We start from the raw sequence: 16,746 nt of genomic DNA, 5'->3' as shown, positions 1-16,746 counted from the left end.
GAGCGCGCCGACCTCAGGGCATGCGCCACGCCAGCATGCCGCTCACCGCTTCATGCAGCGCTGGTAGCGCTCATCCACCCTGCCAGCGAACCACGCCGTGGTCAGTTTGCGCGTGATCTTCGGGCTCTTCAGCTCGATCCCCGGCAGTACCGCGCGCGGCAGCGCCTTGCCGGCCTTGGCCTCGGCCAGGGCGAACACGCCGCGATACAGCGCTGTCTCCTCCAGCGCCAGGCTGCCCTCCTTTTCCAACTGTGCGCGAATCTGCGGATTGCGCAGCCCCAACTGCCGTCCCAACGTACGCGCGGCCCGCTCGGTGCTGCCCGGCAGGATCGCCCCCGGCGCGATCAGGTCGCCATCAAGAGCCAACGACGCACCGGTCACCCGGCTCAGCGCCGCCTGGAACGCGGCGTTGCGGCTGGCATACCACCCGGCATTGAAGTCGGCGAAGCGATACAGCTGGCGGTCGTAATGGGTGGGATAGCCCAAGAGGTGGGCGATGCCGAAGTACATGCCGCCACGGCGACTGAAAACCTCCTGGCGAATGCTGCCCTGGTGCGCATAGGGATAGCCCTTGGCATGCTGCTCGGCAAAGTCGACGCTAACCTGCATCGGCCCACCGGTGTGCACCGGGTTGAGCCCACCCAGCAGGGTGCGGCCCAAGGGCAGGCGGTCGATGACTTCATCGTACAGCGCGCTCAGCTGCTTCTCGCTGCGCACGGCCAGCAGCCGCTGCTGATAGCTCTGGCCATTGGCCGACGGCGTGCGCAGGGCGCCATCGACCAGCAATCCGGGAATATGCAGCCGCGCCGCGCGGCGGTCGATTTCCTCACGGGCAATGCGCCCCAGGTTGGGCACCTGGGGATCGGCATTGAAGGTCGACTCCTGCTCGGTCACCGCCAGCACCGCACACAGGTTGCGCTTGCTCGGGGCGAGGCCCTGGGCCTGGAACGCCACCTGGATATCCTCGGCCCAGCCCTGGCGGTCCTTGGCCTGGGCCGGCAGCAGGCGCATGAGCTGGGCGCGAACCTTGGCCGGGTCGGTCTCCTCCTGCGCCGCCTCGCGCCGGCCGGCGCAGCCCTGCAGCAGGCCCAGGCACAGCAACCCGGCGGCCAGCAGGCGCCCGTTCAGGGCTGTTCCCCGACCAGGTAGGTCTTGCTGATCTGGCGAAACAGCGGGTGGCCCGCGCTGCCCAGCAGCTCGAACAGCACCATTTCACGGGTCACCACCTGCGCTCCGGCGTCCCGCATGCGTGCCAGCCCTGCCGACTTACTGGCCGCGGTGCGGCTGTCGCAGGCGTCCTCGACCACAAACACCTGCTTGCCCAGGGCCAACAGGCCGAACACGGTCTGCAGCACGCAGACGTGGGTCTCCATGCCGCAGACGATCACTTGCTCGCGCGCCAGCAGGCTGGCCGGCAGGCATTCGGCGGCGACGCAGGAAAAGTGCAGCTTCTCGACAATTTCAGCGGCCGGCGCGGCGGCCTTGAGCGCGGCCAGGGTATGGCCCAGGCCCTTGGGGTATTGCTCGGAGATGACGGTCGGCAGCGCCAGCTCGGCGGTCGCGGCCAGCAGCCAGCGTGCGCGGGCCGCGGTGCCTTCGGGGTCGCTCATGGCGCCGATGAGTTTCTCCTGGATATCGACGACCAACAGCGTGGCCTGGCGCGGATCGATCAGCATGGTCAGCCTCATTGCCTGGGAAAACGGCTAGCCTCCCCCAGGCGCTGCGTGGCGTCAATGCGCGTGGAGCTGGCGGTCAGCCTCGCGCCAGCAACCCCGGCACCGCCACCAGCAGCATCGCCACCCCGGACAGCGTCAGCAGCCCCAGCACAATCCGCCGGAACGCCAGCTCGCTGATGCCCAGGTACAACCGCGTGCCCAGCACCGCTGGCAGCAGCATCGCCAGCGCCACCACCGCGAACCACGGCAACAATGCCCGGGTGACCAGCCCGCTGCCCAGGTAGGTCAACATGGTCACTGCCAGCATCGACAGGTTGAAGTTCTGGATCACCGCCCGTTGGGTGTCGCGCTCGAATCCGCGCAAGGTGCACCACAAGGTCGGCACGGTGCCGGTAAAGCCGCCAATGCCCCCCAGCACGCCGCCAACCATGCCCACCGCGCCATCGGCCAGGCGCCCACCCCGCAGGCGCGGCAGGCGTGGCGCCAGCAGCATCAGCGGGCACCACACCACCAGCAGGGCGCCGAACACCGCCTTGAACCAGAGCATGTCCAGGTACGGCAATACCCAGACCCCCAGCGGGATCCCCGCCAGCCCACCCAGCACGAACGGCCACAGCAATGCCCAGCTGAAGCCCCGGCGCACGCTGAACACCGCGATCAGCTGGCCGGTGAGGCTGCCAAACACCGTGAGCACCGCTGCCACTTGCGGCTCCAGCCCCCACGCCCAGAACGACATGGCCACCATGCCGAAGGCAAAGCCCGACAAGCCCTGGACAAATCCGGCGACGATGGCGCCGAGGGCAATGAGGTAGAGCGGATCCATGGCAGCTCCCTGCAAGTGACCGTGGTGGCGTGTGGGAAGCATTCCCCACCCAGCACTGGGTGTCTATCCCCAGCTTTGCGGCAAACACCGAAGTGCTCCTCTTTCGCATCTTTGCAACATCTTGAAACACGTGGCTTTTCGCCAGTTATCCGTTGGCACAGCCGTTGCTCAAGCCCCTCCAAGGCACATTGCCACCTCCACCGGTGGCCCAGATGCCAGTCTGCACAACACGGGGCATACGGCAATGAACAACGCAACGACAGCATCCCTCCCGGTGTTCAGGTTGTCCGCTCTCAGCGTCTTGCTGCTCAGCCTCGGGCTGGCCAGCGCGGTCGCCGGGTCGCTCGACGACGTGAGCCAACCACCGCCCACCGACCCGTCGGCCTACAGCGACCTACCCGCCAACCCGGTGGATGCCGCTGCAGCGCTGGAGGCCTTGAAATCGATGCCCGAGGCCAACGAGGGGTCGCTGGAGCTGAGCAACGGCGTCTATGGCGATCGCGCCACGGTGACCAGCAACAATGTATTGCCGCCCACCTTGCAGACCTCGCGCAAGTACCCCACCAACGGCAAGCCCAGCCCGTTGTTCGGCGCCGAGCCGTTCACCCAGCAGTTGCTGCTGTTCGAAGAGTTCGGCCCGGAAAAACTCGACCCGACCACCCCGCCCTACTCGTTGAGCTTCCCGCCCCCGGTGATCGGCGCCGCGCCCGCGCAAGACCCCGACTACGCCGCGCGCAGCAGCCCCAACGGCAACGCCCTGGAAGCCTTCCTCACCCAGCCGGGGCTGACGCCGTTCCCATCGCAGTATGCCAACGTGCTCGACCGCAACCCGTGGAAGGCGCAGATCGAGATGTTCCTCAACCGCAGCGGCGTCGGCTCGCCCGCCGAAGGCCGGCCGCCAGGAAAGGGCTGGTCGCACCAGCGCTGGAACGAGTTCTATCCGCAGGCCGCGTTCAAGACCGCCCAGGCCGGCGCGCGCATCAATCAGGGCCTGCGTGACCGCAAGCAGCTGCACAACTACGCCAAGGGCGAATTCGCCCCCGGCGGCCTGTACTACCAGACCTCCGACATCCCCACCACCCTGGGCACCACCAAGGGCATCGACACCCGCTTCCACCCGAAGATGCCGCTGCAGAACCACAAGGCGCTATGGACCTTCGACGGCACCTTCCCGGTCAAGCTGCTGATGGTGCGCTATGGCCAGCCGGTGCTGATGCGCCACTACAACGCCCTGCCTATCGATCCCTCGGCCAACAACGGCTTCGGCCTGCACACCATCTCCACCCACGAGCACAACGGCCATTCGCCCGCCGAAAGCGACGGTTTCGCCAACGCCTACTTCTTCCCCGGCCAGTACTACGACTATCGCTGGCCGATCCAACTGGCCGGCTACGACACCATCAATACCCGCGCCCAGGACCCACGCGCCGCCTTCCCCTGCTCGCCGGGCGAAACCCTGTTCGTCAACGACGCCTCGCCGGGCCTGAAGACCTGCGAGAACGGCAGCATCAAGATCCGCGGCGACTGGCGCGAAACCATGAGCACCCACTGGTTCCACGACCACATGCTCGATTTCACCGCGCAGAACGTCTACAAGGGCAACGCGGTGATGATGAACTACTACTCGGCCATCGACCGTGGCAACGAGGCGCTGCAGGATGGCGTCAACCTGCGTTTGCCCAGCGGCAGCGCCATGCCCTGGGGCAACCGCGACTACGACGTCAACCTGGTGGTGGCCGACAAGGCCTGGGACGCCAGCGGCCAACTGTGGTTCAACCCGTTCAACACCGACGGCTTCCTCGGTGACCAGATCCTGGTCAACTGGCAGTACCAGCCCAAGCTGAAAGTGCGCGCGCGCAGCTACCGCTTCCGCATCCTCAACGGCTCGGTATCACGCTACTTCAAGTTCGCCGTGGTCCGCGAAGTGGCCGGCAATGCGGGTGAGTTCAAAGGCCCGGCCGGCTCCAACCTGTCCTACAACCGCGTGCCGTTCCACATGATCGCCAACGACGGCAACATCATGGAGCACGCCGTGCCGTTCGACGGCACCCTGGACCTCAACGGCAATGGCGACCTGCAGGACAACAACGCCATCCTGCCGTTGCAAGGCATCGCCGAGCGCTACGACATCATCATCAACTTCGCCAGGAACGGCATCTCGGTCGGCGACAAGCTGTACTTCGTCAACCTCATGGAGCATGAGACCGGCAAAGGCCCGAAACAGGCCATCGCCCTGGCCGACGTGCTCTCGGAGAAGTACAAGGCGGTGATCAAACAGACCAGCAAGGGCCCGGAATGGGATGGCGGCGATCCAGTGGTGGGCAAGTTCCTGCAACTGATCGTGCAGCCCTACAGCGGCCAGGATGTCAGCATGAACCCGGCGCTGTACGAGCCCGCCAAGCCCGGCAAGGCGGCCGGCCTGGTGATGATCCCGCTGCCGATCGACCGCACCAGCAGCAGCGACCAGGCCAGGATCAAGGCCGCGCGCCACCGCGAGTTCCTGTTCGGCCGCTCCGACGGCACCGACAGCGCGCCCTGGACCATCAAGACCGATGGCGGCTTCGGCTACAGCATGGACCCACGGCGCATCAGCGCCGCCCCGCAACTGGCCAACGAAGCCACCAATGGCGGCTTCAGCGGCGACGGCACCCTCGAGGTGTGGAAGATCAAGAACGGCGGCAACGGCTGGAGCCACCCGGTGCATGTGCACTTTGAGGAAGGCGTGATCCTCAGCCGCGATGGCAAGGCACCGCCTGAGTGGGAGAAATGGGCACGCAAGGACGTCTACCGCATCGGCCCGGATGCCGACTCCTCGGAAGAAGTGGAAATGGCCATCCGCTTCCGCGAGTTCGCCGGTACCTACATGGAGCACTGCCACAACACCCAGCATGAAGACACCTCGATGCTGCTGCGCTGGGACCTGGAGCACCCCGGGCAGTTCCAGCTGATGCCGACCCCACTGCCCGGCTGGGATGGGGTGAAGTATGTCAACTCCGCTGCCCTGCCGACCTTCCGCACCGCCGGTAACGGCTCAGGCAACGACAGCAACAAGCCACCGGTGGCGGTCAATGACAGCGCCGCCACCAGCGCGGGCAAACCGGTCGTGCTCAATGTGCTGGCCAACGATACCGACCCCGACGGCAACTTGCCGCTGACGGTCAGCAGCCTGGCCCAGCCTGACTCCGGCCAGGGCGTGACCAGCAGCAATGGCACCCAGGTGACCTACACCCCGCCGGCCACGGTCGCCAGCCCGTTCACCGCCAGCTTCACCTATGCCGCCCGCGACGCCAAAGGCCTGGAGTCGCTGGCTCCGGCTACGGTCAGCATCGCGGTGTCGCCGGCCCTGCCGATGGACGAGATCCAGGTCAGCAGCGCCAGCGTGCAGCTGCGCAGCAACAGCCGCTGGACCTGGGACATCGCCGGCACCACCACGGTCTACAACGGCAACAGCATCCGCGTGACCACCAACACCACCAGCGGCCCGCTGGACCTGGGCAGTGCCACCTTGAGCGCCAGCGGCAGTGGCGCGCGCTGGCGGCTGTCGGTGACCACCACCGGCAGTGGCCCGGCGTCGCCGCCGTCGGTGACGGTGAAATCGGCACTGGGCCAGAGCGTGACCGTGCCGGTCAGCATCAAGTGAAATCACCCAAGGGGCCGCCACGCGGCCCCTGTGGGAGCGGCTTCAGCCGCGAACACCGGCAAGGCCAGTGCCATCCGCCACAGGCCAGCCCAACACCTCCAAGAGGGTCAGACCATGCCCCGCGTCCTGCGCCTGTTGTGCCTGGTGCTGCTCAGCCTGAGCCTGCCCTGCTCCCTGCCGCCCACCCTCGCGCAAGCCACTCCCTGGGGGGCGGACTACTTCCCCAATATCCCCCTGCTCACCCAGGACGGTGACCACGTGCGCTTCTTCGACGACCTGATCAAGGACAAGGTGGTGGCCATCAACTTCATCTTCACCGGCTGCGGCGACTCCTGCCCGGTGGAGACCGCGCGCCTGCGCCAAGTGCAGAAACTGCTGGGCGAACGCGTCGGCCAGGACATCTTCTTCTACTCGATCAGCATCGACCCCTACAACGACACCCCCGCCACCCTCAAGCGCTACGCGCAGAAGTTCGCCATCGGCCCCGGCTGGACCTTGCTCACCGGCGAGGCCGCCGATATCGAGCAACTGCGCCGCAGCCTCGGCTTGTACATCGAAGGCCTGGAGAACGGCCGCAGCAAGGACCACAACCTCAGTCTGATCATCGGCAACCAGGCCACCGGCCGCTGGATGAAGGCCTCGCCGTTCGAAAGCCCCTACATCCTTGCCGACCGCCTGGCCAACAGCCTGCACAATTGGAAACAGGCCAATGCCCAGGCCGAGGCCGAGGCCCCGGTCATTCGCCCGCCCAGTACCGGGGAACAGCTGTTTCGCACCCGCTGTTCGTCGTGCCATACCCTGGGCGATGCCGAGCCTGGGATCACCCGTGGGCTGGGGCCGGATCTGCTGGGGGTGACCCGGCAGCGCGATGCGCATTGGCTGACGCGCTGGTTGAAAGAGCCAGACCGGATGCTGGCGGAGAAGGACCCTCTGGCCATGCTGCTGTATGAGCAATACAACCAATTGGCGATGCCGAACATGCGGTTGGGAGAGACCGAGGTGGCCGCCTTGCTGGGATACCTGGAAGAAGAGACCACGCGGCTTAACGGGCGCTGAGAGTCCCATGACGACCCGGCCTCATCTTCAGCGCGGCAGTTCGAACACCTTGAAGCGCGCACTACCTGTTACCAGCACATTGCGCTTGGCATCCATCAGTTGGCCGCTGGTGTACCAGCCCTTTGGCCCGCGTCGAATCAGCCTGGCGCAGCCCAGGATGCGACCAGGTAACGCAGGGTTCAAGAAGCGCGTGGTCATCCGCGTTGTTAGCGCCACCTGTTCCCACCCAAGCATGGCGTAGATAGCAGGCCCCATGCAGTCATCGAGCATCGCCGTCAACATTCCGCCCTGGATATACCCCAGTGGATTGGTAAGCGAGGAAGAGGCCTCGTATTCGACTTCGATCTGTCGCAGATCCTCTCGATAGTCAACGAAACGCCACCCCAGCAGCTTGGCGGCATTGGGCTGCGGCAACTGGCCCCTGACGACTCTCCAGAACGGGTTATCACGCTCCATGGCTTTGCCCTCCTTCACCCATTTGATTCACGCATTGGCCCAGACCGGCCAGGCGCACAGGAAACCCACCAGGCTAAGCCCCAGGACAATCCAGCTGACAATGGTCGGTGGAGAAGCCCCTGTGCCCCTCCTGACTCGCGAGGACACGTGGATCACCGGGGCGGTCCCCAGCAAGATCAACGCCTGCAGCGCCATGACCAGGCCAGGCTGGTCCGGCTGCAAGAGCCAGGCATACAACAGGATGAAACCGGCGAAGGCGATCGCGACCCAGGCCCAGCCCAACAAATGGACCAACGCCAGCAGCAGGAGCTGTTGCCGCTGGTCAAGGTCGAGCCAGCTGCGAGCCAATGCGACACGGTGGTAGGGAAGGATCTGCCGACGTGTGCAATAGACCGCAGCAATCCCCAGCGCCACGAACAACGCAGCACCATAGAAGGCGGATGAGGTGAGCATCATGGTCGACATGGCATGGCTCCTGAGAGGCCCGTCCACTAGGCGAAACACACGGGACGATAATCGCGCAGCGCTGCCAGGGGCGGCTACTGGCAAAACTACCAGGCCTCCAACGGTGCCCGCATCGCCAGGGCGCTAGCCAGCGGCGACATCCACGCTCACCAGGCCTTGACCCACGCCTGCGGCCCATTCCATGCTCGAACGCTTCCACCCCACGCTCAAGGAACGACCGCATGAAGCTGGAAACACTTGCCCTGCACGCGGGCTTCTGCCCCGACCCGACCACCAAGGCCGTGGCCGTGCCGATCTACCAGACCACCTCGTTCGCCTTCGACGACACCCAACATGGCGCCGACCTGTTCGATCTCAAGGTGGCCGGCAACATCTACTCGCGCATCATGAACCCCACCAACGACGTGCTCGAACAGCGCATGGCCGCCCTCGAAGGCGGGGTTGGCGCGCTGGCGGTGGCCTCGGGCATGGCGGCCATCACCTATGCCATCCAGACCGTGGCCGAGGCCGGCGACAACATCGTCTCGGTGGCCAAGCTGTACGGCGGCACCTACAACCTGCTGGCCCATACCCTGCCGCGCATGGGCATCCACACCCGTTTCGCCGCCCATGACGATATCGCCGCCCTCGAAGCGCTGATCGACCCACGCACCAAGGCGGTGTTCTGCGAGTCCATCGGCAACCCTGCCGGCAATATCGTCGATATCGCCGCCCTGGCCGCGGCCGCCCACCGCCATGGCGTGCCGCTGATCGTCGACAACACCGTGGCCACCCCGGTGCTGTGCCGGCCGTTCGAACATGGCGCCGATATCGTCGTGCATTCGCTGACCAAGTACATCGGCGGCCACGGCACCAGCATCGGCGGCATCGTCATCGATTCGGGCAAGTTCCCCTGGGCCGAGCACAAGGCGCGCTTCGCCCTGCTCAACACGCCCGACCCGTCCTACCACGGCGTGACCTACACCGAAGCCTTCGGCCCCGCCGCGTTCATTGGCCGTTGCCGCGTGGTGCCGCTGCGCAACACTGGCGCCGCGCTGTCGCCTTTCAATGCCTTCCTGATCCTGCAAGGCCTGGAAACCCTGGCCCTGCGCATGCAGCGCCATACCGAGAACGCGCTCAAGGTCGCCGAGTACCTGCAAGCACACGAACAGGTGGCCTGGGTCAAATACGCTGGCCTGCCAGACCATCCCGAGCACGCCCTGGCCCAACGCTACACCGGCGGCAAGCCGGCATCGATCCTCTCGTTCGGTATCCAGGGCGGCCAGGCGGCCGGCGCGCGGTTCATCGATGCATTGCAACTGGTGGTGCGACTGGTCAATATCGGCGACGCCAAGTCGCTGGCCTGCCACCCCGCCTCCACCACCCACCGCCAGCTCAACGATGAAGAGCTGGAAAAGGCCGGTGTGCCGCGGGACATGGTGCGCCTGTCGATCGGCATCGAGCACTGCGACGACATCATCGCCGACCTGGCCCAGGCACTGGAGGCCAGCCGCGGCTGATCCATCCGCGCCCTACCCAATGCCGACGGCGGGCGCCCCCCTGCAAGCCTGGATACCCCCGCAATGACCCTGCTTTACCTGAAACTGCTGGTCACCCCGCTGCTGATGTGGGCCATCTCCCTCGCCGCTCGCCGCTGGGGCAGCCTGCTGGGCGGGCTGCTGTCCGGCCTGCCGATCACCTCTGGGCTGGTGATGACTTTCCTGAGCCTGGAACAGGGCACGGCGTTCGCCCTGGGCGCGGTGCCCGGCGCGCTGGGCGGCCTGGCGGCGGTGCAGGCGACCTATGCCTGCTACGTGCTCGCCACGCGCAAGGTCGGGCTGGCCCCTGCGGTGCTGCTGGCATTGCTGTTCTACAGCCTGGCGGCCTACGCCTTTACCCACTGGGGCAACCTGTATGTGTCGGTCACCGTGGCACTGTTGCTGATCGGTGTGCTGATCCACACCAGCGCACGCGAGCCAAAACCCGACACCCTGGCCCGCCCGCGGCACCGCTACTGGGAAATCCCTCTGCGCATGGTGTCCGCCACCGCCTTGCTGATGATCACCACCAGCCTGGCCAGTTGGCTGGGACCGGCCACCAGCGGCATGCTCGCGCCGATCCCGGTGATCGCCTGGCCATTGATGGTATTCGCCCATGTGCAGGGCGGCCGGGCGGGCATGGCGGCAATGGTGCGGGGCAATGCGATTGGCGCGGTGGGGGTGATAGCGTTCTACCTGGCCGTGGCGGCGCTGCTCGAAGCACTGGGGATTGGCGCGACAATTACCCTGGCGATGGTGCTGGCGGTGCTATTGACCGTCGCACTGGCCGCGGCCTTGCGCAAGGCTTGATAAAGACAGGCTCGCGGCACGCGTGCGCTTTACGCAACCGGCAATGAAAAGCCGCTTTCGGGTACACGAAAGCGGCTTTTCATTCACAGTCACCCTTGTCTCCCCGCAGCACCGACAGTTGCCCATCGATCATCGCCTTGGCCATGCCACTGAGGTAGTACGTGGCGCGCATCAGCGTCTGTGCCTCGCGCGGCTTGACCAACGCCTGTTGCGTGAGGCCGGTGATGACCCCGAGGATGACGGCGGTTTCCTGCAGCACCGCCCGCGTCGGCAACCCCGGTATCGCCTGCACCCAGTTGCGGATCGGCTGGCGCCCGGCGTGTGCCGCCAGGCTGATGATTTTCAGTTGCCCCGGGCCTTTCGGCCAGTCGTCCTTGTCCACTTGCGCCCCCCTGCAATGCCGTTGGAAAACCAGGAACCTACCGCGATCAGCGCCATATCCGACCAGGCCAGACCACGCGATCCTTGCGTGGTGCTCTGCCCAGTAGCCTGGCTGCCCATACCGCTGACCGCGACAGGCAGGGCGAGACTAAAGCGGCCAGGCGCTCCGCCACAATGGCCAAACAGGGAGAAAATGGCCTTTAGGAATCGGACTACAAAAACCACAGAATCTGAGGTGTAGGAACACATCGCGCCCCCTGCCCGGCTCGCGGACTTCGCGTTACGATGCCCCCTCGCCCCTCGGAGCCTGCCAGCGCGATGCCCAGAACGAGCAAAGTCACCGACCCGTCCTACGAGTTGATGGACGACCACGAAGGCGCTTCGCTGATCTACCGCCAACACGGCTTCCCCAGCCCGCTGGTGCGCTGGCATTTCCACAAGGAATACGAGCTGCACCTGATCGTCGCCAGCGCCGGCAAGGTGTTCATCGGCGACTACATCGGCAACTTCGCCCCCGACACGCTGTTCCTCACCGGCCCCAACCTGCCGCACAACTGGATCAGCCAGGTTGGCCCCGACGAGGTGGTGGGCAAGCGCGACATGCTGGTCAACTTCACCGACGAAGTGCTCGAGGACGGCGGCCAGGTGTTCTCCGAACTTACCCAACTTGCCCCGCTGCTGGCCCGAGCGCGCTATGGCATCGAGTTTCGCGATCCGACGCTGATCCGCGAGAGCCGCCAGCTGCTGCAACGCATCGCCGACAGCCGTGGCATGACCCGCCTGGGATACTTTTTTATCCTCATGGAGCAGCTGGCCGCCTGTGACGACTACCAGCTGCTGTCCACCGTCACCTCCTCGCAGCTGGCCGACGAGCACAACGTCGAGCGCATCAATCGGGCGGTGGACTACATCTTCCAGCATTACGCCCAGGACCTGAGCCAGAACGAAGTCGCCGAGCACCTGGGGATGACCCCCACCTACTTTTCGCGCTTCTTCAAGCAGGCCGCCGGGCGTGGCTTTGTCGAGTTCGTCAATCGGCTGCGGGTGAGCAAGTCGTGCGAGCTGCTGGCCAAGGGCGAGCTGCCGGTGACCGAGGTGTGTTTCGAGTCGGGGTTCAGCAACCTATCGAACTTCAACCGGCGTTTCCTGCAGCTCAAGGGCATGACGCCCTCCGACTACCGCAGCCTGGTGACCCAGCGGCTGACCGAGCAGAACCGCGCCTGAACGTCATACGCAATCTCCTGGAGCGGCCTTGTGTCGCGAAAGGGCTGCGCAGCAGACCCAGGGTTTCGGCGTTAACGCATCAATCGCCGGGGCCGCTGCGCGGCCCTTTCGCGACACAAGGCCGCTCCACAGGGGAATGCACACCCCCAAGCCAACTGCAAAAAAGTATCAGTCAAGGTGCAGGCGAGGCTTTGTCGTCGTCGTCGCACAACGGTGTAATCCACCGCGAGCGACACAAAAACAATAACGTCATCCCCGAGGGAGTTCACCGATGAACGACTCGATCAAGGCCTGCCTGGCCGCCGCCTGCCTCAGCCTGCCGCTGCACGTCCAGGCCGCCGAGACCCTGACCATCGCCACGGTCAACAACAACGACATGATCCGCATGCAGCGCCTGGCCAAGGTGTTCGAGCAACAGCACCCGGACATCCAGCTCAAGTGGGTGGTGCTCGAAGAGAACGTGCTACGCCAGCGCCTGACCACCGACATCGCCACCCAAGGCGGGCAGTTCGATGTGCTGACCATCGGCATGTATGAAGCCGCATTGTGGGGCGCCAAGGGCTGGCTGGCACCGATGACCGACCTGCCCGCCGACTACAACCTCGACGACGTATTCCCCTCGGTGCGCAACGGCCTGTCGGCAAACGGCACGCTGTACGCCCTGCCCTTCTACGCCGAAGCCTCGATCACCTACTACCGCAAGGACCTGTTCGAAAAAGCCGGGCTGAGCATGCCCGAGCAACCCACCTGGACCCAGCTCGGCGAGTTCGCCGCCAAGCTCAACCACCCCGACCAGGGCCAGTACGGCATCTGCCTGCGCGGCAAGGCCGGCTGGGGCGAGAACATGGCGCTGATCGGCACCGTGGCCAACGCCTTCGGCGCGCGCTGGTTCGATGAGCAGTGGAAACCCGAGTTCAGCGGCAGCGAGTGGAAGAACGCGCTGAACTTCTATGTGAACACCCTCAAGCAATACGGCCCGCCCGGCGCCTCGAGCAACGGCTTCAACGAAAACCTCGCGCTGTTCAACAGCGGCAAGTGCGCGATGTGGGTCGATGCCAGCGTCGCCGGCTCGTTCGTCACCGACAAGACCCAGAGCAAGGTCGCCGACCAGGTCGGCTTCACCTTCGCGCCCAAGGAAGTCACCGACAAGGGCGCCACCTGGCTGTATTCCTGGGCGCTGGCGATCCCCACCAGTTCCAAATCCAAGGCCGCCGCCAGGACGTTCGCCACCTGGGCCACCTCTGAGGCCTACGGCAAGCTGGTGGCCGAGCAGGAAGGCGTGGCCAACGTGCCGCCGGGCACCCGCGCCTCGACCTACAGCGACGCGTACCTGGCCGCTGCGCCGTTCGCCAAGGTGACGCTGGAATCGCTCAAACGCGTCGACCCCAACCATCCCACCCTCAAGCCCGTGCCCTACGTCGGCATCCAGCTGGTGACCATCCCCGAATTCCAGGCCATCGGCACCCAGGTCGGCAAGCTGTTCGCCGCCGCCCTCACCGGGCAGATGAAAGTGGACCAGGTGCTGGCCTCGGCCCAGCAGTCCACCGAACGCGAGATGAAACGCGCCGGTTACCCCAAGTAACCCGTCACGCCGCCAACCGCGCCGAACCAAGGCGCGGTGACCACCCCTTTGCGCTGCACACGGAGTCGCCATGAATACCTCGGCCCTCGACACCCCGAGCCTCGCCACCGCGCGCCCCGGCAAACGCCGCGTCGGCCCCGGCTGGTTCCTGGTCAGCCCTTCGGTGGCGCTGCTGCTGTTGTGGATGATCGTGCCCCTGGGCATGACCCTGTATTTCTCGCTGATCCGCTACAACCTGCTGTACCCCGGCGAAAACGCATTCGTCGGCCTTGAGAACTTCAGCTACTTCGTCACCGACGCCGGCTTCATGCCTGGCGCCCTCAACACCCTGACCCTGGTCGGCAGCGTGCTGGCGATCAGCGTGGTGCTCGGCGTGCTGATCGCCGCGCTGCTGGAGGCCGGTGAATTCTGGGGCCGTGGCGTGGTGCGGGTGCTGCTGATCTCGCCGTTCTTCATCATGCCCACGGTCAGCGCGCTGCTGTGGAAGAACCTGATCTTGCACCCGGTGTCGGGGATTCTCGCCGCCGTGTGGCGCCTGTTCGGCGCGCAACCGGTGGACTGGCTGGCGCACTACCCGCTGCTGTCGATCATCCTGATCGTGTCATGGCAGTGGCTGCCGTTCGCCATCCTGATCCTGATGACCGCCATGCAGTCGCTGGACCAGGAACAGAAGGAAGCCGCCCGCCTGGATGGCGCAGGCCCCTTGGCGATCTTCTGGCACCTGACCCTGCCGCACCTGGCCCGGCCCATTGCCGTGGTGGTGATGATCGAGACGATCTTTTTGCTCTCGGTATTCGCCGAGATCTTCACCACCACCAGCGGCGGCCCGGGCTACGAGTCCACCAACCTCGCCTACCTGATCTACAACCAGGCGCTGCTGCAGTTCGACGTCGGCATGGCCTCGGCCGGAGGCCTGATCGCCGTGCTGATCGCCAATATCGCCGCCATCGTGCTGGTTCGCATGATCGGCAAGAACCTCACCGCGCGCAGCTGAGGAGCCCGCCATGCTGACACTCAAGCAAACCCGCACCCTGAAGAACGCGCTGCTCGGCCTGTTGTGCTGGGCCATCGCCCTGGTGATCTTCTTCCCGATTTTCTGGATGCTGCTGACCAGCTTCAAGACCGAGCTGGACGCCTTCGCCACGCCGCCGCAATTCATCTTCGCGCCGACGCTGGAGAACTACCTGCACATCAACGAGCGCAGCGACTACTTCGCCTACGCCTGGAACTCGGTGCTGATCTCGTTCTCGGCGACCCTGCTGTGCATGCTGATCGCGGTGCCGGCGGCCTACTCGATGGCCTTCTTCGAAACCCGCCACACCAAGCGCACGCTGCTGTGGATGCTGTCGACCAAGATGCTGCCACCGGTGGGCGTGTTGATGCCGATCTACCTGCTGGCCAAGCAGTTCGGCCTGCTCGATTCGCGCCTGGCGCTGATCATCGTCTACACCCTGATCAACCTGCCGATCGTGGTGTGGATGGTGTACACCTACTTCAAGGACATCCCCGTGGACATCCTCGAAGCCGCGCGGCTGGACGGCGCCGGCACCTGGCAGGAGATCGTCCGCGTGCTGCTGCCGATTGCCCGCGGCGGGCTGGCCTCGACCTTGCTGCTGTCGCTGATCCTGTGCTGGAACGAGGCGTTCTGGTCGCTGAACCTGACCTCGTCCGCCGCCGCGCCGTTGACAGCGTTGGTGGCTTCCTATTCGAGCCCTGAAGGGCTGTTCTGGGCCAAGCTCTCGGCCGTCTCGACCCTGGCCTGCGCGCCGATCCTGATCTTTGGCTGGATCAGCCAGAAGCAGTTGGTGCGCGGGCTTTCGTTTGGGGCTGTGAAATGAATCGTGCCCCTTCATATGTGCCACTGCTCCTGTGGGAGCGGGTTTACCCGCGAACACCGGCAAAGCCGGTGCCATCCACCGCGCCGCCTGCTTCGCGGGTAAACCCGCTCCCACAGGGAACTGTGATCTCCCCTCAAAACCTGGCCACCACTGAGGTGACTCGACATGGCTGACCTGAAAATCCGCAACCTGCACAAAGGCTTCGATGGCCACGCCATCATCAAGGGCATCGACCTGGACGTGCGCGACCGCGAGTTCGTGGTGTTCGTCGGCCCCTCCGGCTGCGGCAAGTCCACCCTGCTGCGCCTGATCGCCGGCCTCGAGGAAGTCAGCAGCGGCAGCATCACCCTCGACGGCGCCGACATCACCGACACCGCCCCGGCCAAGCGCGACCTGGCCATGGTGTTCCAGACCTACGCCCTGTATCCACACATGACCGTGCGCAAGAACCTGTCGTTCGCCCTGGACCTGGCCGGCGTCGGCAAGCAAGAGGTCACCGCCAAGGTCGACAACGCCGCGCGCATCCTCGAGCTGCAACCGCTGCTCGAACGCAAGCCCCGCCAGCTCTCCGGCGGCCAGCGCCAGCGGGTGGCGATCGGCCGGGCGATCGTGCGCAATCCGAAGATCTTCCTGTTCGACGAACCGCTGTCCAACCTCGACGCCGCCCTGCGCGTGCAGATGCGACTGGAGCTGGCGCGCCTGCACCAGGAGTTGGCGGCGACCATGATCTACGTGACCCACGACCAGGTCGAAGCGATGACCCTGGCCGACAAGGTGGTGGTGCTCAACGGCGGGCGCATCGAGCAGGTTGGTTCGCCGCTGGAGCTGTATCACCATCCGGCCAATCTGTTTGTAGCGGGGTTTCTGGGGACGCCGAAGATGGGCTTCTTGCGTGGGCACCTGAGCCGCAACCAGGGCAACCAGTGCGAGGTCGCGCTTGAGTGCGGTGCCCGTATCGCCTTGCCGTTGTGCGCGGGGGAGTTGCACACCGGTAGCCAGGTGACCCTGGGGATTCGTCCTGAGCATCTGAACATTGATCGCGCCGGGCAAGGTACCCAAGGCTCGCTGCAGGTGACTGCCGATGTGAGTGAGCGCCTGGGCAGCGACAGTTACTGCCATATGCGCGCCGCCTCCGGGGAAATGCTCACCGTGCGAGTGCGCGGGGATTTCGCACCAGCCTTTGGCGAGGCGCTGGAACTGACCTTCGATCCCGCCCATTGCCACCTGTTCGACAGCAACGGCCAGGCCCTCGACAAACGCCTGCAACAAGCGGCCTAA

Annotated in this window: 15 protein-coding genes; 9 read left to right on the top strand and 6 right to left on the bottom strand. The window is 65.4% G+C overall.

All coding sequences use genetic code 11. The features are described 5' to 3' along the window. Positions 1 to 42: 42 nt before the first annotated feature. From HU772_RS10860 to HU772_RS10850, 3 genes are all read right to left on the bottom strand, one after another. Complete coding sequence (locus HU772_RS10860) at positions 43 to 1,128, bottom strand: DUF1615 domain-containing protein (RefSeq protein WP_437182434.1); 1,086 nt, start codon at positions 1,126 to 1,128, stop codon at positions 43 to 45. Beyond that, positions 1,125 to 1,676, bottom strand: coding sequence for an isochorismatase family protein (locus tag HU772_RS10855; RefSeq protein ID WP_186662410.1), 552 nt, complete (start codon positions 1,674 to 1,676; stop codon positions 1,125 to 1,127). The genes HU772_RS10860 and HU772_RS10855 overlap by 4 nt, the downstream gene beginning before the upstream one ends. A gap of 76 nt (positions 1,677 to 1,752) precedes the next feature. Next, the gene (locus tag HU772_RS10850) at positions 1,753 to 2,499 is read right to left on the bottom strand and encodes a sulfite exporter TauE/SafE family protein (RefSeq protein WP_186662411.1); all 747 of its coding nucleotides are present in this window, start codon (positions 2,497 to 2,499) and stop codon (positions 1,753 to 1,755) included. Between the two features lie 244 nt (positions 2,500 to 2,743). Between HU772_RS10850 and HU772_RS10845 the strand changes: the two genes are divergently transcribed. Beyond that, positions 2,744 to 6,139: an Ig-like domain-containing protein gene (locus HU772_RS10845; RefSeq protein WP_186662412.1), complete on the top strand. Its 3,396-nt coding sequence runs from the start codon at positions 2,744 to 2,746 to the stop codon at positions 6,137 to 6,139. Between the two features lie 114 nt (positions 6,140 to 6,253). Next, entirely contained in the window at positions 6,254 to 7,195 is a 942-nt protein-coding gene (locus HU772_RS10840) for an SCO family protein (protein ID WP_186662413.1), read from the top strand. Between the two features lie 27 nt (positions 7,196 to 7,222). On the opposite strand, the gene HU772_RS10835 is transcribed toward HU772_RS10840, so the two are convergent. Both HU772_RS10835 and HU772_RS10830 read right to left on the bottom strand, forming a co-directional pair. Then, complete coding sequence (locus tag HU772_RS10835) at positions 7,223 to 7,651, bottom strand: PaaI family thioesterase (protein ID WP_186662414.1); 429 nt, start codon at positions 7,649 to 7,651, stop codon at positions 7,223 to 7,225. A gap of 27 nt (positions 7,652 to 7,678) precedes the next feature. Next, on the bottom strand, positions 7,679 to 8,116 hold the full coding sequence (locus HU772_RS10830; RefSeq protein ID WP_186662415.1) for a hypothetical protein: 438 nt from the start codon (positions 8,114 to 8,116) through the stop codon (positions 7,679 to 7,681). Positions 8,117 to 8,337: 221 nt separating this feature from the next. Here HU772_RS10830 and HU772_RS10825 point away from each other — a divergent pair, with 221 nt between their 5' ends. Both HU772_RS10825 and HU772_RS10820 read left to right on the top strand, forming a co-directional pair. Continuing rightward, a complete protein-coding gene (locus tag HU772_RS10825) occupies positions 8,338 to 9,615 on the top strand; it encodes a bifunctional O-acetylhomoserine aminocarboxypropyltransferase/cysteine synthase (RefSeq protein WP_186662416.1) in 1,278 nt (425 codons plus the stop codon). 63 nt (positions 9,616 to 9,678) lie between these two features. Continuing rightward, a complete protein-coding gene (locus HU772_RS10820; RefSeq protein WP_186662417.1) occupies positions 9,679 to 10,443 on the top strand; it encodes a hypothetical protein in 765 nt (254 codons plus the stop codon). A gap of 79 nt (positions 10,444 to 10,522) precedes the next feature. On the opposite strand, the gene HU772_RS10815 is transcribed toward HU772_RS10820, so the two are convergent. Continuing rightward, a complete protein-coding gene (locus HU772_RS10815) occupies positions 10,523 to 10,825 on the bottom strand; it encodes a DUF3077 domain-containing protein (RefSeq protein WP_186662418.1) in 303 nt (100 codons plus the stop codon). 317 nt (positions 10,826 to 11,142) lie between these two features. On the opposite strand from HU772_RS10815, the gene HU772_RS10810 reads away from it, so the two are divergent. The 5 genes from HU772_RS10810 (at position 11,143) to HU772_RS10790 (ending at position 16,746) form a co-directional block, all read left to right on the top strand. After that, complete coding sequence (locus HU772_RS10810) at positions 11,143 to 12,048, top strand: AraC family transcriptional regulator (protein ID WP_186662419.1); 906 nt, start codon at positions 11,143 to 11,145, stop codon at positions 12,046 to 12,048. Positions 12,049 to 12,319: 271 nt separating this feature from the next. Next, the gene (locus HU772_RS10805) at positions 12,320 to 13,630 is read left to right on the top strand and encodes an ABC transporter substrate-binding protein (protein WP_186662420.1); all 1,311 of its coding nucleotides are present in this window, start codon (positions 12,320 to 12,322) and stop codon (positions 13,628 to 13,630) included. 70 nt (positions 13,631 to 13,700) lie between these two features. Beyond that, the gene (locus HU772_RS10800; RefSeq protein ID WP_186662421.1) at positions 13,701 to 14,624 is read left to right on the top strand and encodes a carbohydrate ABC transporter permease; all 924 of its coding nucleotides are present in this window, start codon (positions 13,701 to 13,703) and stop codon (positions 14,622 to 14,624) included. Between the two features lie 10 nt (positions 14,625 to 14,634). Continuing rightward, entirely contained in the window at positions 14,635 to 15,468 is an 834-nt protein-coding gene (locus HU772_RS10795; RefSeq protein ID WP_011533227.1) for a carbohydrate ABC transporter permease, read from the top strand. 165 nt (positions 15,469 to 15,633) lie between these two features. After that, a complete protein-coding gene (locus tag HU772_RS10790) occupies positions 15,634 to 16,746 on the top strand; it encodes an ABC transporter ATP-binding protein (protein ID WP_186662422.1) in 1,113 nt (370 codons plus the stop codon).

The sequence above is a fragment of the Pseudomonas xantholysinigenes genome, from assembly GCF_014268885.2.
Taxonomy (GTDB): Bacteria; Pseudomonadota; Gammaproteobacteria; order Pseudomonadales; family Pseudomonadaceae; genus Aquipseudomonas; species Aquipseudomonas xantholysinigenes.
The sequence above is the reverse complement of the archived record's forward strand: the minus strand, read 5'-3'. Positions and strand labels throughout refer to the sequence as shown.

Bases quoted from the DNA above. Each gene is read 5' to 3' on its own strand.
- HU772_RS10855 (WP_186662410.1), bottom strand. From the start codon at position 1,676: ATGCTGATCGATCCGCGCCAGGCCACGCTGTTGGTCGTCGATATCCAG.
- HU772_RS10850 (WP_186662411.1), bottom strand. From the start codon at position 2,499: ATGGATCCGCTCTACCTCATTGCCCTCGGCGCCATCGTCGCCGGATTT.
- HU772_RS10845 (WP_186662412.1), top strand. From the start codon at position 2,744: ATGAACAACGCAACGACAGCATCCCTCCCGGTGTTCAGGTTGTCCGCT.
- HU772_RS10840 (WP_186662413.1), top strand. From the start codon at position 6,254: ATGCCCCGCGTCCTGCGCCTGTTGTGCCTGGTGCTGCTCAGCCTGAGC.
- HU772_RS10835 (WP_186662414.1), bottom strand. From the start codon at position 7,651: ATGGAGCGTGATAACCCGTTCTGGAGAGTCGTCAGGGGCCAGTTGCCG.
- HU772_RS10830 (WP_186662415.1), bottom strand. From the start codon at position 8,116: ATGTCGACCATGATGCTCACCTCATCCGCCTTCTATGGTGCTGCGTTG.
- HU772_RS10825 (WP_186662416.1), top strand. From the start codon at position 8,338: ATGAAGCTGGAAACACTTGCCCTGCACGCGGGCTTCTGCCCCGACCCG.
- HU772_RS10820 (WP_186662417.1), top strand. From the start codon at position 9,679: ATGACCCTGCTTTACCTGAAACTGCTGGTCACCCCGCTGCTGATGTGG.
- HU772_RS10810 (WP_186662419.1), top strand. From the start codon at position 11,143: ATGCCCAGAACGAGCAAAGTCACCGACCCGTCCTACGAGTTGATGGAC.
- HU772_RS10805 (WP_186662420.1), top strand. From the start codon at position 12,320: ATGAACGACTCGATCAAGGCCTGCCTGGCCGCCGCCTGCCTCAGCCTG.
- HU772_RS10800 (WP_186662421.1), top strand. From the start codon at position 13,701: ATGAATACCTCGGCCCTCGACACCCCGAGCCTCGCCACCGCGCGCCCC.
- HU772_RS10795 (WP_011533227.1), top strand. From the start codon at position 14,635: ATGCTGACACTCAAGCAAACCCGCACCCTGAAGAACGCGCTGCTCGGC.
- HU772_RS10790 (WP_186662422.1), top strand. From the start codon at position 15,634: ATGGCTGACCTGAAAATCCGCAACCTGCACAAAGGCTTCGATGGCCAC.